The following is a 15,219-nucleotide window of genomic DNA, read 5'->3' as shown; positions in this document are numbered from 1 at the left end:
ATGAGCAAGACCTACAACGTCGCCGTATTGGTCGGCAGCCTGCGCAAGGCCTCCATCAACCGCAAGCTGGCCCTGGCGCTGGCCGACCTGGCACCTGCTTCGCTGAAACTGGAAATCATCGAGATCGGCGACCTGCCGCTGTACAACGAAGACGCCGACGGCGACAGCGCACCAGCCAGCTACGCGCCGTTCCGCAGCAAGGTCAAGGCCGCCGACGCCGTGCTGTTCGTCACCCCCGAGTACAACCGCTCGATCCCCGGCGCCATGAAGAACGCCATCGACGTCGGCTCGCGCCCCTACGGCCAGAGCGGTTTCAGCGGCAAGCCGGGTGCCGTGCTCAGCGCTTCGCCGGGCGCAATCGGCGGCTTCGGTGCCAACCATCACCTGCGCCAGTGCCTGGTCTTCCTCGACGTCTATGTACTGCAGCAGCCAGAGGCCTATCTGGGCGGTGCCGGCAACTTCTTCGACGAGAACGGCGTGCTCAGCGACAGCATCAAGCCATTCCTGCAGAAGTTCATCGACACCTACGCAGCCTGGGTGGCCAAACACGCCGGCTGAGTTGAAATAAAAAACGCCCCGACGGTAGGACGGGGCGTCGCGACAGACTCGCGAAAGGGTGTTCAGGTCATGTGGGCGTGAGCACCCGAGAGGTAATCGAGCATGCGAAACAGCGTGGCGTTGGCCGAGGCCGCATGCGGTGCACCGTCACGAATACCGGCAATGTCCTGCCGAGCAGGGCGCGACAGTTCGCTCGCCCCATGCTGCAGACGCTCATCCAGACTGGCGCCATCGCACTCCAGCTGACACAACAGGGCGATGGCCCGCTCCTGCCAGACGAAGCCCTGCAATTCGGCAACCGGTGAGCCATACAAAGCGATGGCGCCGTGCGGCAGGCTGCAGGTTTCGCGCTGCCAGTGCAGGGCCAACAGACGTTGCGGCAACATGCGCCCGAGTGGTGACTGGCGTGACGACGCGCACTTCTCCAGCTGCCACCAACCGACCTGAATGCTCGCGTCAGCGTGACTGACACGCGCGCCCAGCGCCTCGGCCAGCAGCAAGCCACCCAGACCGCTGCCAAAGACCCGTTTGCGGGCCAGCAAGGCGCGGTGAATCAGGCGTTTTTCCTCGGCCATCCAAATATGCTGGCGCTCATCGTGCACGCTCAGCGAACCGTCGAGCAGCATCAGCAGATCGAACCCGTCCAGATCAGGCAAAGGCTCTCCGGCATACAGCCGATGGCGGCTCACCTCATGCTCGACCAGCCATTGCTCCAGAGCGGCCGGGCCTACGCTGACCGTGTGCTGAAGTAGCGCGATACGCATCAGGCAACCTCCTCTGCACAGCACTGCTCGACGTCCTGCAGCGCTCGCCCCAGACGCCTGAGCATCTCTTCGATATTTCCGTGGCTGACCGTCAGGGCAGGCGACAGGCGCAGGCAGTCTTCACCGGCGATGCCGAACAACACCCCATGGTTTCGGGCTGCTTGCTGCACGGCGCTGGCCGATTGGCCGATCAGGGGCAGGCCGAGCATCAGGCCGTGGCCGCGCAGCGGGCCATGAGCGTGACGCCGGGATAACTGGGCCAGGCCTTCGCGCAGGTGCTCAGCCACTTCGCGAGCCTGGGCGAAAAAGCTGCCGTCGAGCACGGCCTTCAGCACCGACACCGCGGCCACCGTCAGCAGCGCTTCGCCAGGGCTGGCCTGCGGCAACGCGGTGTCAGCGGCATGACCGATACGACCGCGCGCCAGCACGGCCGCCAGCGGCAAGCCGCCCCCCAGGGCGCTGCCCAATGTGAATAAGTCGGCGCGCACGCCGTACAGCTCCTCGGCCAGCAGTGCGCCACAACGTCCCATACCACTGCTGGTTTCATCGAGGATCAATACGGCGCCCTGCTCGCGGCACAGCCGCTGCGCACCTTGCAGGTATTCCAGTGTCGCCGGCACCACGCCTCTGGTGAGCTGAACCGGCTCGATCAGCACGGCGGCGCAACGCAGATCGACCACCGCCGCCAACGCTTCGAGATCGTTGAATGGCACTCGCAACACGCGGGTAACACCGAGCTGCAGCGGCAGATCCGCATGACTGTCATCGATCAGCACCAGCGTATCGGCCGCTGGGTTCTGCTCGGCGGCCCACTGCAGTGCCAGACGCACCGCTACGCCATTGGCCTGATCTGCGCCACTGCAGAAAGCCACCCGCTCACTGCCGGTCGCTTCACACAGGCGCGCCGCCAGCTTCAGCTGACCACGGCTGCATTGCTGCCGGCCGGGGCTGATCAGCAGCTCGGCCTGACGACGCAGTGCATCGAGCAACAGCGTCGGGCTGTGGCCGAAACTGTTGCCGCCCATGCCTTGCTCGAAATCCAGATACGCCCGGCCCTCGGCATCCCACAGCCAGGAACCCTGGCCGCGCACGAATACCGGTGCGGCGCGTTCGCCCATCAATTGCAGGCGCGCCATGCTGTCACGCATAACGTCGCCCACCTTCGGCCACCACGCCCTCCAGCGGCACACCAAGCAGACGCGCCGACCAGTCTTCCAGGCGGCCACTACGCAGCCGTTGCGCGGCGATCTCACGCCAGCGGGCGGACAATGCCGGGCACAGCTGCAACTGCTGCAGGCCCGCGCGCTCCATGGGGTAGTGATAGAAGTGCTGCAGCGCCTGCGCCACGCTGAGGCTCGGATAACTACGCTGAACCAGCTCGAAGGGCATATCGGCGCTGACGAAACCCGGCCTGAGCACCCGGTAGAACCAGCCGCAGCGGCCACTGTCCTGTGCCAGTCGCGCCAGTTCGTCTGCACGACCCAGGCGATTGAGGCGATAGCAGGGCGAGCGCGGCTGACTCACCTGCAACAACACATCGCCCCAGCGAAAGATATCGCCGATGCAGACCTGTTCTTCGGTCAGCCCCTGGCTGGAAATATTCTCCCCGAAGCCCGGCACTGGCCACTGCAACTCGGGGTAGTGCGAGCGCCAGTAGGCGTAGTGCTCGCTCGGGTAGTGATGCAAGGCTCGCTCGGGGCCGCCATGAAAACGTGCATCGCCCTGCTCATCCTGGCCCAGGCCCTGCGGCCATAACCACAAGCGGTGCTCAGCCCGCTGCTTGCAACGGGCAACACTGAGGCCGCCACCAATATCTTCGGCTTTACCTATGAATACACCCAGGATCTCGACCTGCTTCACCGAGCACTCCGGCCTTATCGGCTGTTGATCATGGCGCTAGACTAGGAGGCATCGGGCTATTTTGACATTTCGATTTCCCTGCTTGATTCATAATCAAATCTTATGGATTTTCGTCAACTCCGTTATTTTGTCGCGCTCTATGAAGAAGGCCATGTCGGCCGGGCTGCCGAGCGCCTGAGCATCTCCCAGCCAGCGCTGTCGCAGCAGATCCGCCAGTTGGAAGGTGACCTGGATGTCGGCCTGTTCCAGCGCAGTGGTCGGCGCCTGCTACCGACGCTCGCCGCCCATACGCTATACGGCCACGCCGTGCCCCTGCTCGACGGCATGGAGCGCGCCCGCGAAGCGCTGCGCAGCTTTCGCGGGCCCGGACCTCGCAGCCTGTCCATCGGCGTGCTGCAGACCGTCAACGCGAGCCTGGTGCCACTGTTGCTGGAACGTCTGCAACAGGCGCAGCCACAACTGGTGGTGAAGCTCTTCGAACTGTCCGGCGTGGATATCGAGCGGCGCCTGCTCAGCGGCGGCCTGGATATCGGCATCGGTTTCCTGCCACCGCGCCAGCCCGGCTTGCACAGCCTGGCGCTGTACGAGGACGAACTGCAGCTGGTGGTGCAGGAGGATCATCCGCTGCGTGACTTTCGCAAGGTATCGCTGAGCCAGGCGGCGGAGCTGCCGATGCTGCTGCTCGGCGAGGAGTTTCGCGTACGCCAGATCTGGCAGGAGCAGCTCGCCCTGCTTGGCCGTCGCCCTCAGGTGCAGGCCGAGCTGAACCATATGAACGGCATCCTCGACAGCCTGCCGCACACCACGCTGTCCAGCGTGCTACCGGGTCGTGCCCGACAGATGCACGCCCATCGTGGACTGCTGTGGAAGCCATTGAGCGAACCGCGCATTCCGCTGCAGGTCGGCCTGGTGTACCGCGACGCACAACGGCAGCAAGCCATGATCGACCTACTGCGCACAGCACTGGACGGCGCCTGGGAGAGCCCCTGACAGCCGCCGGATGATTGCCGATATGCCTTCATCCACGGCCTGAATGCCACTCGCCAACTAGACCGACCGGTCTACATAATCCGCACCATGACCAAGACCACACGCGACAAGCTGATCGACGCCATGATCGACGCCCTGCAACGCAAGGGCCTGCACGGTGTCGGCCTGAACGAACTGCTGGCCGGCGCCGGGGCGCCCAAAGGCAGCCTCTATCACCATTTCCCAGGCGGCAAGACCGAACTGGCGGTAGCCGCTATCGAACGCGTTGGCCAGCGCGCCGAGAAGGCCTTCGCCACGCTGTTCGAGCGCCAACCCGATCCACTCGAGGCCCTGGCCACCTGGCTGCACAGCGCCCTCGATCAGCTCCAGGGCAGCGCCTTCGAACGCGGTTGCCCGCTGGCTGCTGTGGCGCTGGAAAGCGGCCCGGCCGACAGCGCAATACGGGCCGCCCTGGCCAACGCCTTCAGTGCCATTCGCCAGGCCTTGCAGCGCCAGTTGCAGCGTCATGGCTACCCGCAGCCGGAAGGGCTCGCCGCCCTGTTCGTCGCGCTCTACGAAGGCGGCCTGCTGCAGGCGCGCGCCGCCGACAGCAGCGAGCCGCTGAAACAGGCCGCCACCACCCTGCTCCATCTGACCCGCCAGCAGCACACGGAGGCCAGCCGGCATGACCGCTCCCATTCGCAGTGAAACCTTGTCCCTGCTCGCCCTCGACGACTATCCGTTGACCGCGACCCGCTACCACGCCGAGCAGCCGCACGCGCAGTTGCTGATCGCCGGCGCCACCGGTGTGCCGCAGGGTTTCTACCGACGCTTCGCCGAATATGCCGCCAGCCGCGGCTTCAACACCCTGACCTTCGACTATCGCGGCGTCGGTCAGTCCAAACCGGCCAGCCTGCGCGGCTTCGAGATGGACTTTCTGGACTGGGCGCACCTCGACCTGGCGGCAGCCGTCGATCAGCACCGACACGCCGAACGCCCGCTGTACATGATCGGCCATTCGTTCGGCGGCCATGCCTTTGGCCTGCTGCCCAACCATGATCAGGTCGCCGGCTTCTACACCTTCGGCACAGGCGCCGGCTGGCACGGCTGGATGCCCAAGACCGAGCAGTTGCGCGTACTGGCCATGTGGCGGGTGATTGGCCCGCTGATGACGCGTTACAAGGGCTATCTGGCCTGGAGCATGCTGGGCATGGGCGAAGACCTGCCGCTGGGCGTCTACCGGCAGTGGAAACGCTGGTGCCGCTACCCACGTTACTTCTTCGACGACCCGCAGATGCCGGGCCTGGCCGAACGTTTCGCCCAGGTCGTCACCCCCGTGACGGCGCTCAATACCCTGGATGATCTGTGGGCACCACCAGCCTCGCGCGATGCCTTCATGGCCGCCTACGTCAACGCGCCGTACCAGGCACGCACGCTCGACTCCCAGGCCGAGGGCCTCGGCAATATCGGTCACATGGGCTACTTCCGCCCAGCAGCCCAGCGCTTGTGGGACGAGACGCTGGACTGGTTCGAGCAATTGCGAGCCGCTCAACAGGCCGCGTGATGCCCGCTAGACCAGCCGACCAGGAAAGTCTTGCAAGTGCATGTATTCAGTCTGTATCCGTAGCTGCGGCCCACTGCAACTTGATGTATGCCGCCGCCCTCGCGATACAGAGGCTTACAAAGGCCGAAGTTTTCCGCAGGCCGCGGCGGCTAGCTCCTGACTGCAGCCTGCGGCAGGCACAGCTCTGCACACAGCCCGCCACCGTCGCGGTTACTCAGCCTCAGCGAGCCGCCAAGCGCCTGGGCCAATTGCAGGGCGATCGCCAGGCCCAACCCCGTGCCACCCGTGCTGCGATTACGAGACGCTTCCAGGCGATAGAACGGCTGAAACACGTCGACCAGTCGCTCCTCTGGAATGCCCGGTCCCCTGTCCAGCACTCGAATCGATAGCGCGCCATCGGCGCAAACAAGGCTTTCGATCTGCGCTGCCCCGGAGAACTTGACGGCGTTATCCAATAGATTGACCAACACGCGGCGCAGCGCATGCGGCCGGGTATCGAGCCGGGCATCCGTGCGCCCCAGCAGCTGAACCGACTGCCCGGTGTCCTGATAGTCGAGAGCCAGGCTGTCGAGGAAGGCGTCCAGATCGATACGACAGTTGGCCTCGGCGGCACCATGCACGCTGCGCGCGTAGGCGACGCCCTCACGAACCAGATGTTCTATCTCGTCGAGATCGAGGTTCAGCCTGTCCTTCTCGACCGAGTCATCCATCAACTCGGCACGCAATTTCATGCGCGTGATGGGCGTCTGCAGATCGTGGGATATGGCTGCCAGCAGTTGCATGCGCTCACGCAGATAAGCAGCAATTCGATCCTGCATGGTGTTGAACGCGCTAGCGGCGTGCACCACCTCGCTAGGGCCCTTCTCGTCGAGGCGCACGCCGTGTTGATTGGGATCCAGGGTCTCCACGGCCTTAGCCAGACGTGTCAGCGGGGCAACGGCTGTTCTCACCGCCCACCAGGCACAGCCGATCAACAGCAACAGTTGCCCGAGCAGCACCAAAGGCAACCAGGTCACCAGAGGTTTGAACGAAGGGCGGATGTCTATGGCCAGCGGGCTGCCATCGGCCAGTTGCAAGCGCACCTGAAAGTGATCCTGCCGCTCGGGCAACTGCCAGAACGTCAGGGCGTATTCGTGACCGATGGCATCGCGGATCGACCTCAACGCCATGGGAATCTCACTCGCGCGCAACGCGCTGCCCGAGTCATCCTCAGCAAGCAGGTAGGTGTAGTTGCCACGCTCGAGGCGCGGCACCCAGTCAGCACGCTCGGCAGCGGGCAACCGGTCGAGAATGGCGACGGCGGTCGATACGTCGGTTTCCAGATTGCCCAGCATCGTGGTTCTGGCGCTCTGGTAGCGTTCGTAGAACTGCACGCAGAACGACAACCCCTGCGCCAGCACGAGCCCGATCAGAAAGATCAGAAAAAGCCGCGACGCCAGCTTTCGCGGCCAGTGCAGCAGCCCCGTCATTCCTGCACTCCGAGCACCTGCACCGGCAAGGAAAAAACATACCCTTCACTGCGTACGGTCTTGATGTAGGCCGGCTCTCGGGCATCGTCCTGCAAACGCTGACGCAAGCGACTCACCAGCAAATCGATGGAGCGATCGAACAGGTCGGCCTCACGGCCCTGGGTCAGGTTGAGCAACTGGTCACGGCTGAGAACGCGTTGCGGATGATCGAGCAAGACCCGCAGGAGACGATACTCGGCGCCACTCAAAGCGACCAAGGTGCCGTCCTGGTCCAGCAGATGGCGGGCGCTGGTATCCAGCCGCCAGCGCCCGAAAGCGAGCAACCTTCCGCTCTCGCTGACCAGGAGATTGGGCGGCAGCATGCGTGTGCGGCGCAGAACGGCATTGATTCGTGCGAGTAATTCACGGGCAGCGAACGGCTTGATCAGATAGTCATCTGCGCCCATCTCCAGCCCGATGATGCGATCCGTTTCGTCGGTTCGGGCGGTGAGCATGAGCACCGGCGTGGCTTTGTGCTTTCCCGCACGCAGCTCGCGGCAAAGCAGCAGGCCATCGTCGCCCGGCAACATGATGTCCAACACGATGAGGTCGACGGTGGAGGTTTCGAGAAACGCCCGCATCTGCCGGCCATCCGCAACCAGCGTGGTTCGCAGGCCATTCTTCTTCAGGTAGTTACTCAGTAACTCCCTGATTTCTCGATCGTCATCAACTATCAGGATGTGATCGACGTGCTCCATTGGCGCGACTCCAGCTGTGCTCGGTAGACGCACAGTGTAGCGAGCCTCCTGCCGATCGACCGCTGCCCTTTGTATTGCACTGTATCTGGCCCCTCGCAGATACAGACGCATGCAAAACGTGCCCTTACGTATCGCAATGTATCCAGCCCTGCTCCAGACACTTTACGAGTCGACAGCCCCCTTCCCCCGACACATTGGCGATACCCCGCCCTCGTTCAATGGGCCCCATCGAGGCGACGTACACGCCCCGACTCGAACGAACCCAACATTGAACAGAGGCTCAACATGAACGGTAAAACTCTCTCCAGCATCGGCCTAAGCGTACTCCTGAGTCTGGGGGCGCTAACCGCCAACGCACAATCGTCGGTCACCCCCGTGACATACACCTACGATACCCAGCTGGACATCGCCAAGGTGCTCTCGATCAGCGAAGAAGCCACACAGCTCTGCGCGGTGGTGAACTCGCGCATGACCTATCTCGACTCTCAGGGCCGTGAACACGCACTCGATTACCTCAAGCTCTCCAGTGCCTGCAGTAACGGCGGCTGAGCGCCTGCGCTCCCAACTGATCTGTCTCGTAAGCCAGCGGACGTGCCACGAACGCGCTGAAGGCCAGCCAGACGACCATCGCATTCACCTTCGTCGCCATACGCCGTGGGCCTCGCTGCAAAGCGCGGCCCACAAGTAGCGTCTGCTTGCAGCTGAAGCTGCGAGCAAGAGCGCCGAGAAACTGAAGAAGGTCACACCATGCTACTCATCGCTTTTCTGGCCGGAATGCTCACGGTAGTCAGCCCGTGCATCCTGCCTGTCGTCCCCTTTCTGTTCGCCCGGACTTATCACTCACGTTCATCCATTGCCTGGACCCTCGCCGGCATGGCGCTGACATTCACCCTGGTCTCCAGCCTCGCAGTGGCGACCAGTGACTGGCTGATACGAGCCAGTGAGGCAGGACAGCGGGTCGCCTTGCTGGGGATGGCGCTGTTCGCCCTGTCACTGATCTCCAGCCGATTGGCCACGTGCTTGTCACACCCCTTCACGCTGATCGGCAACCGACTCGCCCCGGCGCAAGGCACCTTGCCCGCTCCGCTGGCCGCGCTGTCATTCGGGGTGGCAACCGGACTGCTGTGGGCACCCTGCGCAGGCCCCATCCTCGGCCTGATTCTCACCTCGGCGATGCTACGGGGCGCCAGCGTCGAAACCAGCCTGCTACTGCTGGCCTACGCCACGGGTAGCGCCCTGGCGCTTGGCACGCTGATACTCGGCGGACGAAGCTTGATCGCTCGGCTCAGGCTGTCACCAGCAAGAACAACCTGGCTCAGGCGCGCAGCAGGTGTATGTGGCTTGCTGGCGGTGAGCCTCATTGCCACCGGAGCGGACTCGAAGCTGCTGGCCATCACCTCATCGCAAGGCATCAATGCGACCGAGCAGGTGCTGCTGGACGAGCTGCCGAAAGTACTCGAACAGATACCCGGCGCTAAACCAGCGGACTCCTCACTGGATCTGCCAGTCCTGGCACCCATGCCTGCGCTCGATGGGGCCGTCGAGTGGTTGAACTCCGGGCCGCTGACGCGCGAATCCCTGCGCGGCAAGGTCGTGCTGGTGGATTTCTGGACCTACGACTGCATCAACTGCCAGCACACGCTGCCGTACGTGAAGGAATGGGCGCGCAAGTATGGCAAGGACGGCCTGGTAGTGATCGGCGTGCATACACCGGAATATGCCTTCGAAAAGGTCATCGGTAATGTGCGGGCACAAGTAGGCAGGCTCGGTATCACCTATCCGGTCGCAGTCGACAATCGCTATGCCATCTGGCGCGCTTTCGACAATCGATACTGGCCGGCGCACTACTTCGTCGACGGCAACGGACAAATCCGTTACAGCCACTTCGGCGAAGGTAAATACGAGTATCAGGAAAGGGTGATTCAGCAATTGCTGAAAGAGCGCGAAACGGCTCAGAAGAGCAGCCTGGAGACTGCGAATTGATAGCGCCAAAAAAGAAAACCCCGCGATTGCGGGGCTTTGCAGACTGTTGTCCTGACATCCTTGATCTGCTCACCATCCGGGTGGCTGTCCAGTGTGTCCTTGTTCGTTTGAGTGCTTCCTGCACCGAATCCATGGACTGCAGAGTACGCGCAGGCCCACAGCACCGACAGTGGCGATAACCGCGACCTCGTGTAAGCCATGGCTTACACGAGGTCGCTAGCCCATTTTTTTGTGACAGGCGTCTTGCTAGACTCCGGTTTGTCCTACAAAACATCTCCTACCACGATGCTCACTGGGGCCAGAGCATGCGCACAGTCCTCCTGCCTTTTGCTTGCCTGGCAACCTGCTTGAGCGCTTCCGCGCTCGCCGGCGGCCAGAGCCAGTTGGGTAACGTCAAGCAAGCCATCGATCAGGCGTTCTGGCAGGAACTCTATGGTGACGGCGGCAATACGCTCTACTGCAACAAGGCGTTCGCAAACCCGAGCGGATCACTCACCGCCAGCCCGGTGTACAGCAGCAAGCAGCTCAAGAGCGCGATGCGCTGCGTCACCGATCGTCAATGCACGATCATGAACCCTCGCTACCCCTTCATAGCCGCCGACCTGCACAACTATTATCCGGCCCTGACCCGGGTGGAGCTGACCAGGCGCAATGCGCAGTTCGGCGAACTGGGCGAGGATGTCTCGAGCAAATTCGCCGATATCGGCTGCGACATGAAGAACAGCTTCCAACTGGTCGAGCCACGCGACGCCGCCAAGGGTAATATCGCCCGGGCGATCTTCTACATGCACGTGGAGTACGACCTGCCCATCGTCGGCCTGGTACCGATGTTCAAGGCCTGGCATCGCCTCGACCCTCCCGACGCCGAAGAGCGGGCGCGTAACGACAGAATCGAAGTGCTGCAGGGCACACGCAATCGCTTTATCGACGATCCGTCACTGGTGGATCAGCTGATCGCCGACTGAAAGCGCTTTGCAGGGAAGGGCTTCAGCACGACGCTTGGCCTGTAGGGTGCGCCGTGCGCACCGAAGCTTTCGCAAAACACCATCACGAGACGACCGGTGACGGTCTGGCGCCCTACCCCCGCCGTTTATGCAGCGAACGCAGCTTGTAACGCTCGCCGGGGTGGATCAGCCGCGCATAACTGATCAGGTGATCGCCCGACCAGGTACGACGGATCACGCTCAGGCAGGGCATGGCCGGGTCGATCTGCAACTGCTCGGCGGTACGGCCATCCACCAGCACCGCCTCGACCACATGCTCGACATCCGACATCGGGCAGCTGGCCACCAGCACCTCGTTGGGCGTGCGCTGGCTGAAATCGGTCTGCAGATAGTCCGGCACCCAGCGCGGGTTGACGAAGCGATCCTCGAGCTGGATCGGCAGGTCGTCCTGCAGGTGAACCAGCACGCTGTGGAACACCTCGGAGCCCAGACGCACCCCAAGCCGCAAGGCAACCTCGTCGTCCGCCGCCACGGCTTCGCTGCGCAACACGCGGTTGGAATAGGCATGCCCCCGCCCGCGCACTTCACTGGCGATGTTCATCACCTCATGCAGTGGCGACTCGGCCTTGCGGTCGGTGACGAAGGTACCCAGCCCGGCCTGACGTACCAGATAACCCTTTTGCACCAGATTCTGGATCGCCTTGTTGGCGGTCATGCGGCTGACGGCGAAATCACGCGCCAGTTGCTCTTCCGGCGGAATCTGGTGATTGACCGGATAGTCGCCACCATGAATGCGCTCGAGCAGAAAATCTTCGATGGCCTTGTAGCGCGGGGTGGTGCTCACAAAAACTCCTTGGGAATGCCGGCTGCGCGGATGATACATCAGCCATACGCGTGATCTTGTAGGAGCCCCGCCCCGGGGCGAAAGCGCTCGCGGCCACTCAGCAACATTCGCGGCGTAACCACCATTCGCCGCGGGGCGCGGCGCCTACACAAAGACCGTCGCCCGGATGACATCCGGGCGACGCGACTCACCCTACCGAGGGCAACATGCCGGCCGGCAACAACGGTGTCAGCACACGCTCGGCCAGCAGCGCATCGGCGGCGGCGATGTCCGGGGCGAAGAAGCGGTCTTCGACGTAGTACGGCACCTTGCCACGCAGCACTTCGCGGGCCTGCTCCAGCGCCGGCGTGCTCTTCAGCCCCTCGCGGAAGTCCAGGCCCTGACACGCGCCCAGCCATTCCACGGCCAGAACGCCACGGGTGTTCTCAGCCATGTCCCACAGACGCTTGCCGGCGTTGGGCGCCATCGACACATGGTCTTCCTGGTTGGCTGAAGTGGGCAGGCTGTCGACGCTGTGCGGGTGAGCCAGGGCCTTGTTGTCGCTGGCCAGCGCTGCGGCGGTGACCTGGGCGATCATGAAGCCGGAGTTGACCCCACCATTGGCCACCAGGAACGGCGGCAGCTGTGACATGTGCTTGTCCATCATCAGCGAAATACGGCGCTCGGACAGCGAGCCGATTTCGGCAATCGCCAGGGCGATATTGTCGGCGGCCATGGCCACGGGTTCTGCGTGGAAGTTGCCACCGGAAATCACCTCGCCCTCGGCGGCGAATACCAGCGGGTTGTCCGACACGGCGTTGGCCTCGATGCCGAGCACTTCGGCGGCCTGGCGCAGTTGGGTCAGGCAGGCGCCCATGACCTGCGGCTGGCAGCGCAGCGAGTACGGGTCCTGCACCTTGTCGCAGGCGGCATGGGAACGGCCGATCTCGCTGCTGTCGCCGAGCAGGTGGCGGAAGGCTGCTGCCGCGTCGATCTGCCCGCGCTGACCACGGGCGTTGTGGATGCGCGCATCGAATGGCGAACGCGAGCCGAGCAGCGCCTCGACGCTGAGCGCGCCGCAGACGCTGGCGGCGGCGTAGAGGTCCTCACCTTCGAACAAGCCACGTAAGGCATAGGCGGTGGACACCTGAGTGCCGTTGAGCAGGGCCAGGCCCTCCTTGGCCGCCAGGGTCATGGGCTGCAGACCGGCGATGGCCAGGGCCTCGCTGGCCGGCAGCCATTCACCTTTGTAACGCGCCTGACTTTCACCGAGCAGCACCAGCGACATATGCGCCAGCGGCGCCAGGTCACCGGAAGCACCGACCGAGCCTTTCAGCGGAATGTGCGGGTAGACCTCGGCGTTGACCAGGGCGATAAGCGCCTCGATCACCTTGCGGCGAATGCCGGAGAAGCCGCGTGCCAGGCTGTTGATCTTCAGCAGCATGATCAGCCGCACCATGGCGTCGTCCAGCGGCTCGCCGATACCGGCGGCGTGCGACAGCACCAGCGAGCGCTGCAGCTTTTCCAGGTCGTCATTGGCAATGCGGGTCGAAGCCAGCAGGCCGAAACCGGTGTTGATGCCGTAGGCAGTGCGCCCTTCGGCAATGATGCTTTCGACGCAGGCGACGCTGGCGTCGATCGCTTCATGAGCGCTGACGTCCAGGGTCAGGTGCACGGGCGCCTGGTAGGCGGCGCGCAAGTCGGCCAGGGTCAGTTGGCCGGGTTTCAGGTTCAGGGTGTTCATGTTCTGTTCTTCCACAGAGTGAGTTCGCGCCTGGCGAAGCAGAGCCGAATAATGGCTGACGTCGCGATACGTGCAGTGATTGATGCGCCGGCCCTGCGGGCCGGCGTGCCCGATGCTCAGATCATCGGCAGATTCAGCCCCTGCTCCTTGGCGCAATCGATGGCGATCTGGTAGCCGGCATCGGCGTGACGCATCACGCCGGTACCCGGGTCGTTGGTCAGCACGCGGGCGATGCGTGCAGCGGCTTCGTCGCTACCATCGCAAACGATGACCATACCCGAATGTTGGGAGAAGCCCATGCCCACGCCACCGCCGTGATGCAACGAAACCCAGGTGGCGCCGCTGGCGGTATTGAGCAATGCGTTGAGCAACGGCCAGTCGGACACGGCATCGGAGCCGTCCTGCATGGCCTCGGTCTCGCGGTTGGGGCTGGAGACCGAGCCGCTGTCCAGGTGATCGCGGCCGATGACGATAGGCGCACTCAACTCTCCCGAACGGACCATTTCGTTGAAGGCCAGACCGAGCTTGGCGCGCTGGCCCAGGCCGACCCAGCAGATACGCGCCGGCAGGCCCTGGAAGCTGATGCGCTCGCGGGCCATGTCCAGCCAACGGTGCAGATGTTCGTCGTCGGGGATCAGTTCCTTGACCTTGGCGTCGGTCTTGTAAATGTCCTCGGGGTTGCCGGACAGCGCCGCCCAGCGGAACGGGCCGACACCGCGGCAGAACAGCGGGCGGATGTAGGCCGGGACGAAACCGGGGAAGTCGAAGGCATTGCTCACGCCCTCTTCCTTGGCCATCTGGCGGATGTTGTTGCCGTAGTCGAAGGTCGGCACGCCCATCTTCTGGAAGTCGAGCATGGCCTGCACGTGCACGGCCATGGACTGCTTGGCGGCCTTGACCACGGCTTGCGGGTCGGTGGCTGCACGATCCTTGTACTCGGCCCAGGTCCAGCCGATGGGCAGGTAGCCGTTGAGCGGGTCGTGGGCGCTGGTCTGGTCGGTGACCATGTCCGGGCGCACGCCACGGCGTACCAGTTCCGGCAGGATCTCGGCAGCGTTGCCCAGCAGCGCGACGGAGATGGCCTTGCCTTCGCTGGTGTACTTGGCGATGCGCGCCAGAGCGTCGTCCAGATCAGTGGCCTGCTCGTCGACGTAACGGCTGCGCAGGCGGAAGTCGATGCTGGTCTGCTGGCATTCGATGTTCAGCGAGCAGGCGCCGGCCAGTGTCGCGGCCAGCGGCTGCGCGCCGCCCATGCCACCCAGGCCGGCGGTCAGCACCCAGCGGCCCTTGAGGTCACCGCCGTAGTGTTGGCGACCGGCCTCGACGAAGGTCTCGTAGGTGCCCTGGACGATGCCCTGGCTGCCGATGTAGATCCAGCTGCCGGCGGTCATCTGGCCGTACATGGCCAGGCCCTTGGCATCCAACTCGTTGAAGTGCTCCCAGCTCGCCCAGTGCGGCACCAGGTTGGAGTTGGCGATCAGCACGCGCGGCGCGTTGCTGTGAGTTTTGAACACGCCGACCGGTTTGCCGGACTGCACCAGCAGGGTCTCGTCGTCATTCAGCTGCTTGAGGGTCTCGACGATCTTGTCATAGCACTCCCAGTTGCGGGCAGCGCGGCCGATGCCGCCGTAGACCACCAGCTCCTTGGGGTTCTCGGCCACGTCCGGGTCGAGGTTGTTCATCAGCATGCGCAGCGGCGCTTCGGTCAGCCAGCTCTTGGCATTGAGTTGAGTGCCGCGCGGGGCACGAATCTCGACGTCGCGGTATTGGGTGGTCACAGCGGTTTCCTCTTGTTGTTCGGTGC

Annotated in this window: 15 protein-coding genes; 7 read left to right on the top strand and 8 right to left on the bottom strand. The window is 63.7% G+C overall.

Going from position 1 to position 15,219, the window contains the following annotated elements; genetic code table 11:
* Positions 1-558 carry an NADPH-dependent FMN reductase gene (locus tag ACJRW5_RS15040; protein WP_484571310.1) on the top strand — a complete coding sequence of 186 codons (558 nt, stop codon included), beginning with the start codon at positions 1-3 and terminating at the stop codon, positions 556-558.
* Positions 559-620: 62 nt separating this feature from the next.
* On the opposite strand, the gene ACJRW5_RS15035 is transcribed toward ACJRW5_RS15040, so the two are convergent.
* From ACJRW5_RS15035 to ACJRW5_RS15025, 3 genes are read right to left on the bottom strand one after another with little or no spacing between them, the layout of a single operon-like run.
* Entirely contained in the window at positions 621-1,322 is a 702-nt protein-coding gene (locus ACJRW5_RS15035) for a type 1 glutamine amidotransferase family protein (protein WP_484571309.1), read from the bottom strand.
* Complete coding sequence (locus tag ACJRW5_RS15030; RefSeq protein WP_484571308.1) at positions 1,322-2,470, bottom strand: aspartate aminotransferase family protein; 1,149 nt, start codon at positions 2,468-2,470, stop codon at positions 1,322-1,324. Before ACJRW5_RS15030 ends, ACJRW5_RS15035 begins: the two co-directional genes overlap by 1 nt.
* Positions 2,463-3,182, bottom strand: a complete 720-nt coding sequence (locus ACJRW5_RS15025; protein ID WP_484571307.1) for an MOSC domain-containing protein — start codon at positions 3,180-3,182, stop codon at positions 2,463-2,465. Before ACJRW5_RS15025 ends, ACJRW5_RS15030 begins: the two co-directional genes overlap by 8 nt.
* Before the next feature lie 102 nt (positions 3,183-3,284).
* Here ACJRW5_RS15025 and ACJRW5_RS15020 point away from each other — a divergent pair, with 102 nt between their 5' ends.
* The 3 genes from ACJRW5_RS15020 (at position 3,285) to ACJRW5_RS15010 (ending at position 5,715) form a co-directional block, all read left to right on the top strand.
* The gene (locus tag ACJRW5_RS15020; RefSeq protein WP_484571306.1) at positions 3,285-4,172 is read left to right on the top strand and encodes a LysR family transcriptional regulator; all 888 of its coding nucleotides are present in this window, start codon (positions 3,285-3,287) and stop codon (positions 4,170-4,172) included.
* 87 nt (positions 4,173-4,259) lie between these two features.
* Entirely contained in the window at positions 4,260-4,859 is a 600-nt protein-coding gene (locus ACJRW5_RS15015) for a TetR/AcrR family transcriptional regulator (RefSeq protein WP_484571305.1), read from the top strand.
* Positions 4,837-5,715, top strand: a complete 879-nt coding sequence (locus ACJRW5_RS15010; protein ID WP_484571304.1) for an alpha/beta hydrolase family protein — start codon at positions 4,837-4,839, stop codon at positions 5,713-5,715. Before ACJRW5_RS15015 ends, ACJRW5_RS15010 begins: the two co-directional genes overlap by 23 nt.
* Positions 5,716-5,864: 149 nt before the next feature.
* Here the strand turns inward: ACJRW5_RS15010 and ACJRW5_RS15005 are convergent, their stop codons facing one another.
* Together ACJRW5_RS15005 and ACJRW5_RS15000 are read right to left on the bottom strand one after the other, a co-directional pair.
* Positions 5,865-7,184, bottom strand: coding sequence for a HAMP domain-containing sensor histidine kinase (locus ACJRW5_RS15005; protein WP_484571303.1), 1,320 nt, complete (start codon positions 7,182-7,184; stop codon positions 5,865-5,867).
* Positions 7,181-7,921: a response regulator gene (locus tag ACJRW5_RS15000; protein WP_484571302.1), complete on the bottom strand. Its 741-nt coding sequence runs from the start codon at positions 7,919-7,921 to the stop codon at positions 7,181-7,183. The genes ACJRW5_RS15005 and ACJRW5_RS15000 overlap by 4 nt, the downstream gene beginning before the upstream one ends.
* A gap of 285 nt (positions 7,922-8,206) precedes the next feature.
* Between ACJRW5_RS15000 and ACJRW5_RS14995 the strand changes: the two genes are divergently transcribed.
* The 3 genes from ACJRW5_RS14995 to ACJRW5_RS14985 all read left to right on the top strand — a co-directional run bounded on the left by ACJRW5_RS14995 (position 8,207) and on the right by ACJRW5_RS14985 (position 10,869).
* On the top strand, positions 8,207-8,470 hold the full coding sequence (locus ACJRW5_RS14995; RefSeq protein ID WP_484571301.1) for a DUF2790 domain-containing protein: 264 nt from the start codon (positions 8,207-8,209) through the stop codon (positions 8,468-8,470).
* Positions 8,471-8,668: 198 nt separating this feature from the next.
* Positions 8,669-9,904: a cytochrome c biogenesis protein DipZ gene (locus tag ACJRW5_RS14990; protein WP_484571300.1), complete on the top strand. Its 1,236-nt coding sequence runs from the start codon at positions 8,669-8,671 to the stop codon at positions 9,902-9,904.
* Between the two features lie 305 nt (positions 9,905-10,209).
* Positions 10,210-10,869 carry an endonuclease gene (locus ACJRW5_RS14985; RefSeq protein ID WP_484571299.1) on the top strand — a complete coding sequence of 220 codons (660 nt, stop codon included), beginning with the start codon at positions 10,210-10,212 and terminating at the stop codon, positions 10,867-10,869.
* 112 nt (positions 10,870-10,981) lie between these two features.
* Here the strand turns inward: ACJRW5_RS14985 and hutC are convergent, their stop codons facing one another.
* The 3 genes from hutC to hutU all read right to left on the bottom strand — a co-directional run bounded on the left by hutC (position 10,982) and on the right by hutU (position 15,193).
* Positions 10,982-11,731, bottom strand: a complete 750-nt coding sequence (gene hutC, locus ACJRW5_RS14980; protein ID WP_484571298.1) for a histidine utilization repressor — start codon at positions 11,729-11,731, stop codon at positions 10,982-10,984.
* Between the two features lie 148 nt (positions 11,732-11,879).
* Positions 11,880-13,415: a histidine ammonia-lyase gene (gene hutH / locus ACJRW5_RS14975; RefSeq protein WP_484571297.1), complete on the bottom strand. Its 1,536-nt coding sequence runs from the start codon at positions 13,413-13,415 to the stop codon at positions 11,880-11,882.
* Positions 13,416-13,531: 116 nt separating this feature from the next.
* A complete protein-coding gene (gene hutU / locus ACJRW5_RS14970; protein ID WP_484571296.1) occupies positions 13,532-15,193 on the bottom strand; it encodes a urocanate hydratase in 1,662 nt (553 codons plus the stop codon).
* Between the last annotated feature and the right edge of the window lie 26 nt (positions 15,194-15,219).

Origin of the sequence: Pseudomonas pichavaramensis, from assembly GCF_050473265.1 — a bacterium.
Classification (GTDB): domain Bacteria; phylum Pseudomonadota; class Gammaproteobacteria; order Pseudomonadales; family Pseudomonadaceae; genus Aquipseudomonas.
Note: the sequence above shows the minus strand (reverse complement) of the source record. Positions and strands in the feature narration are given on the sequence as shown.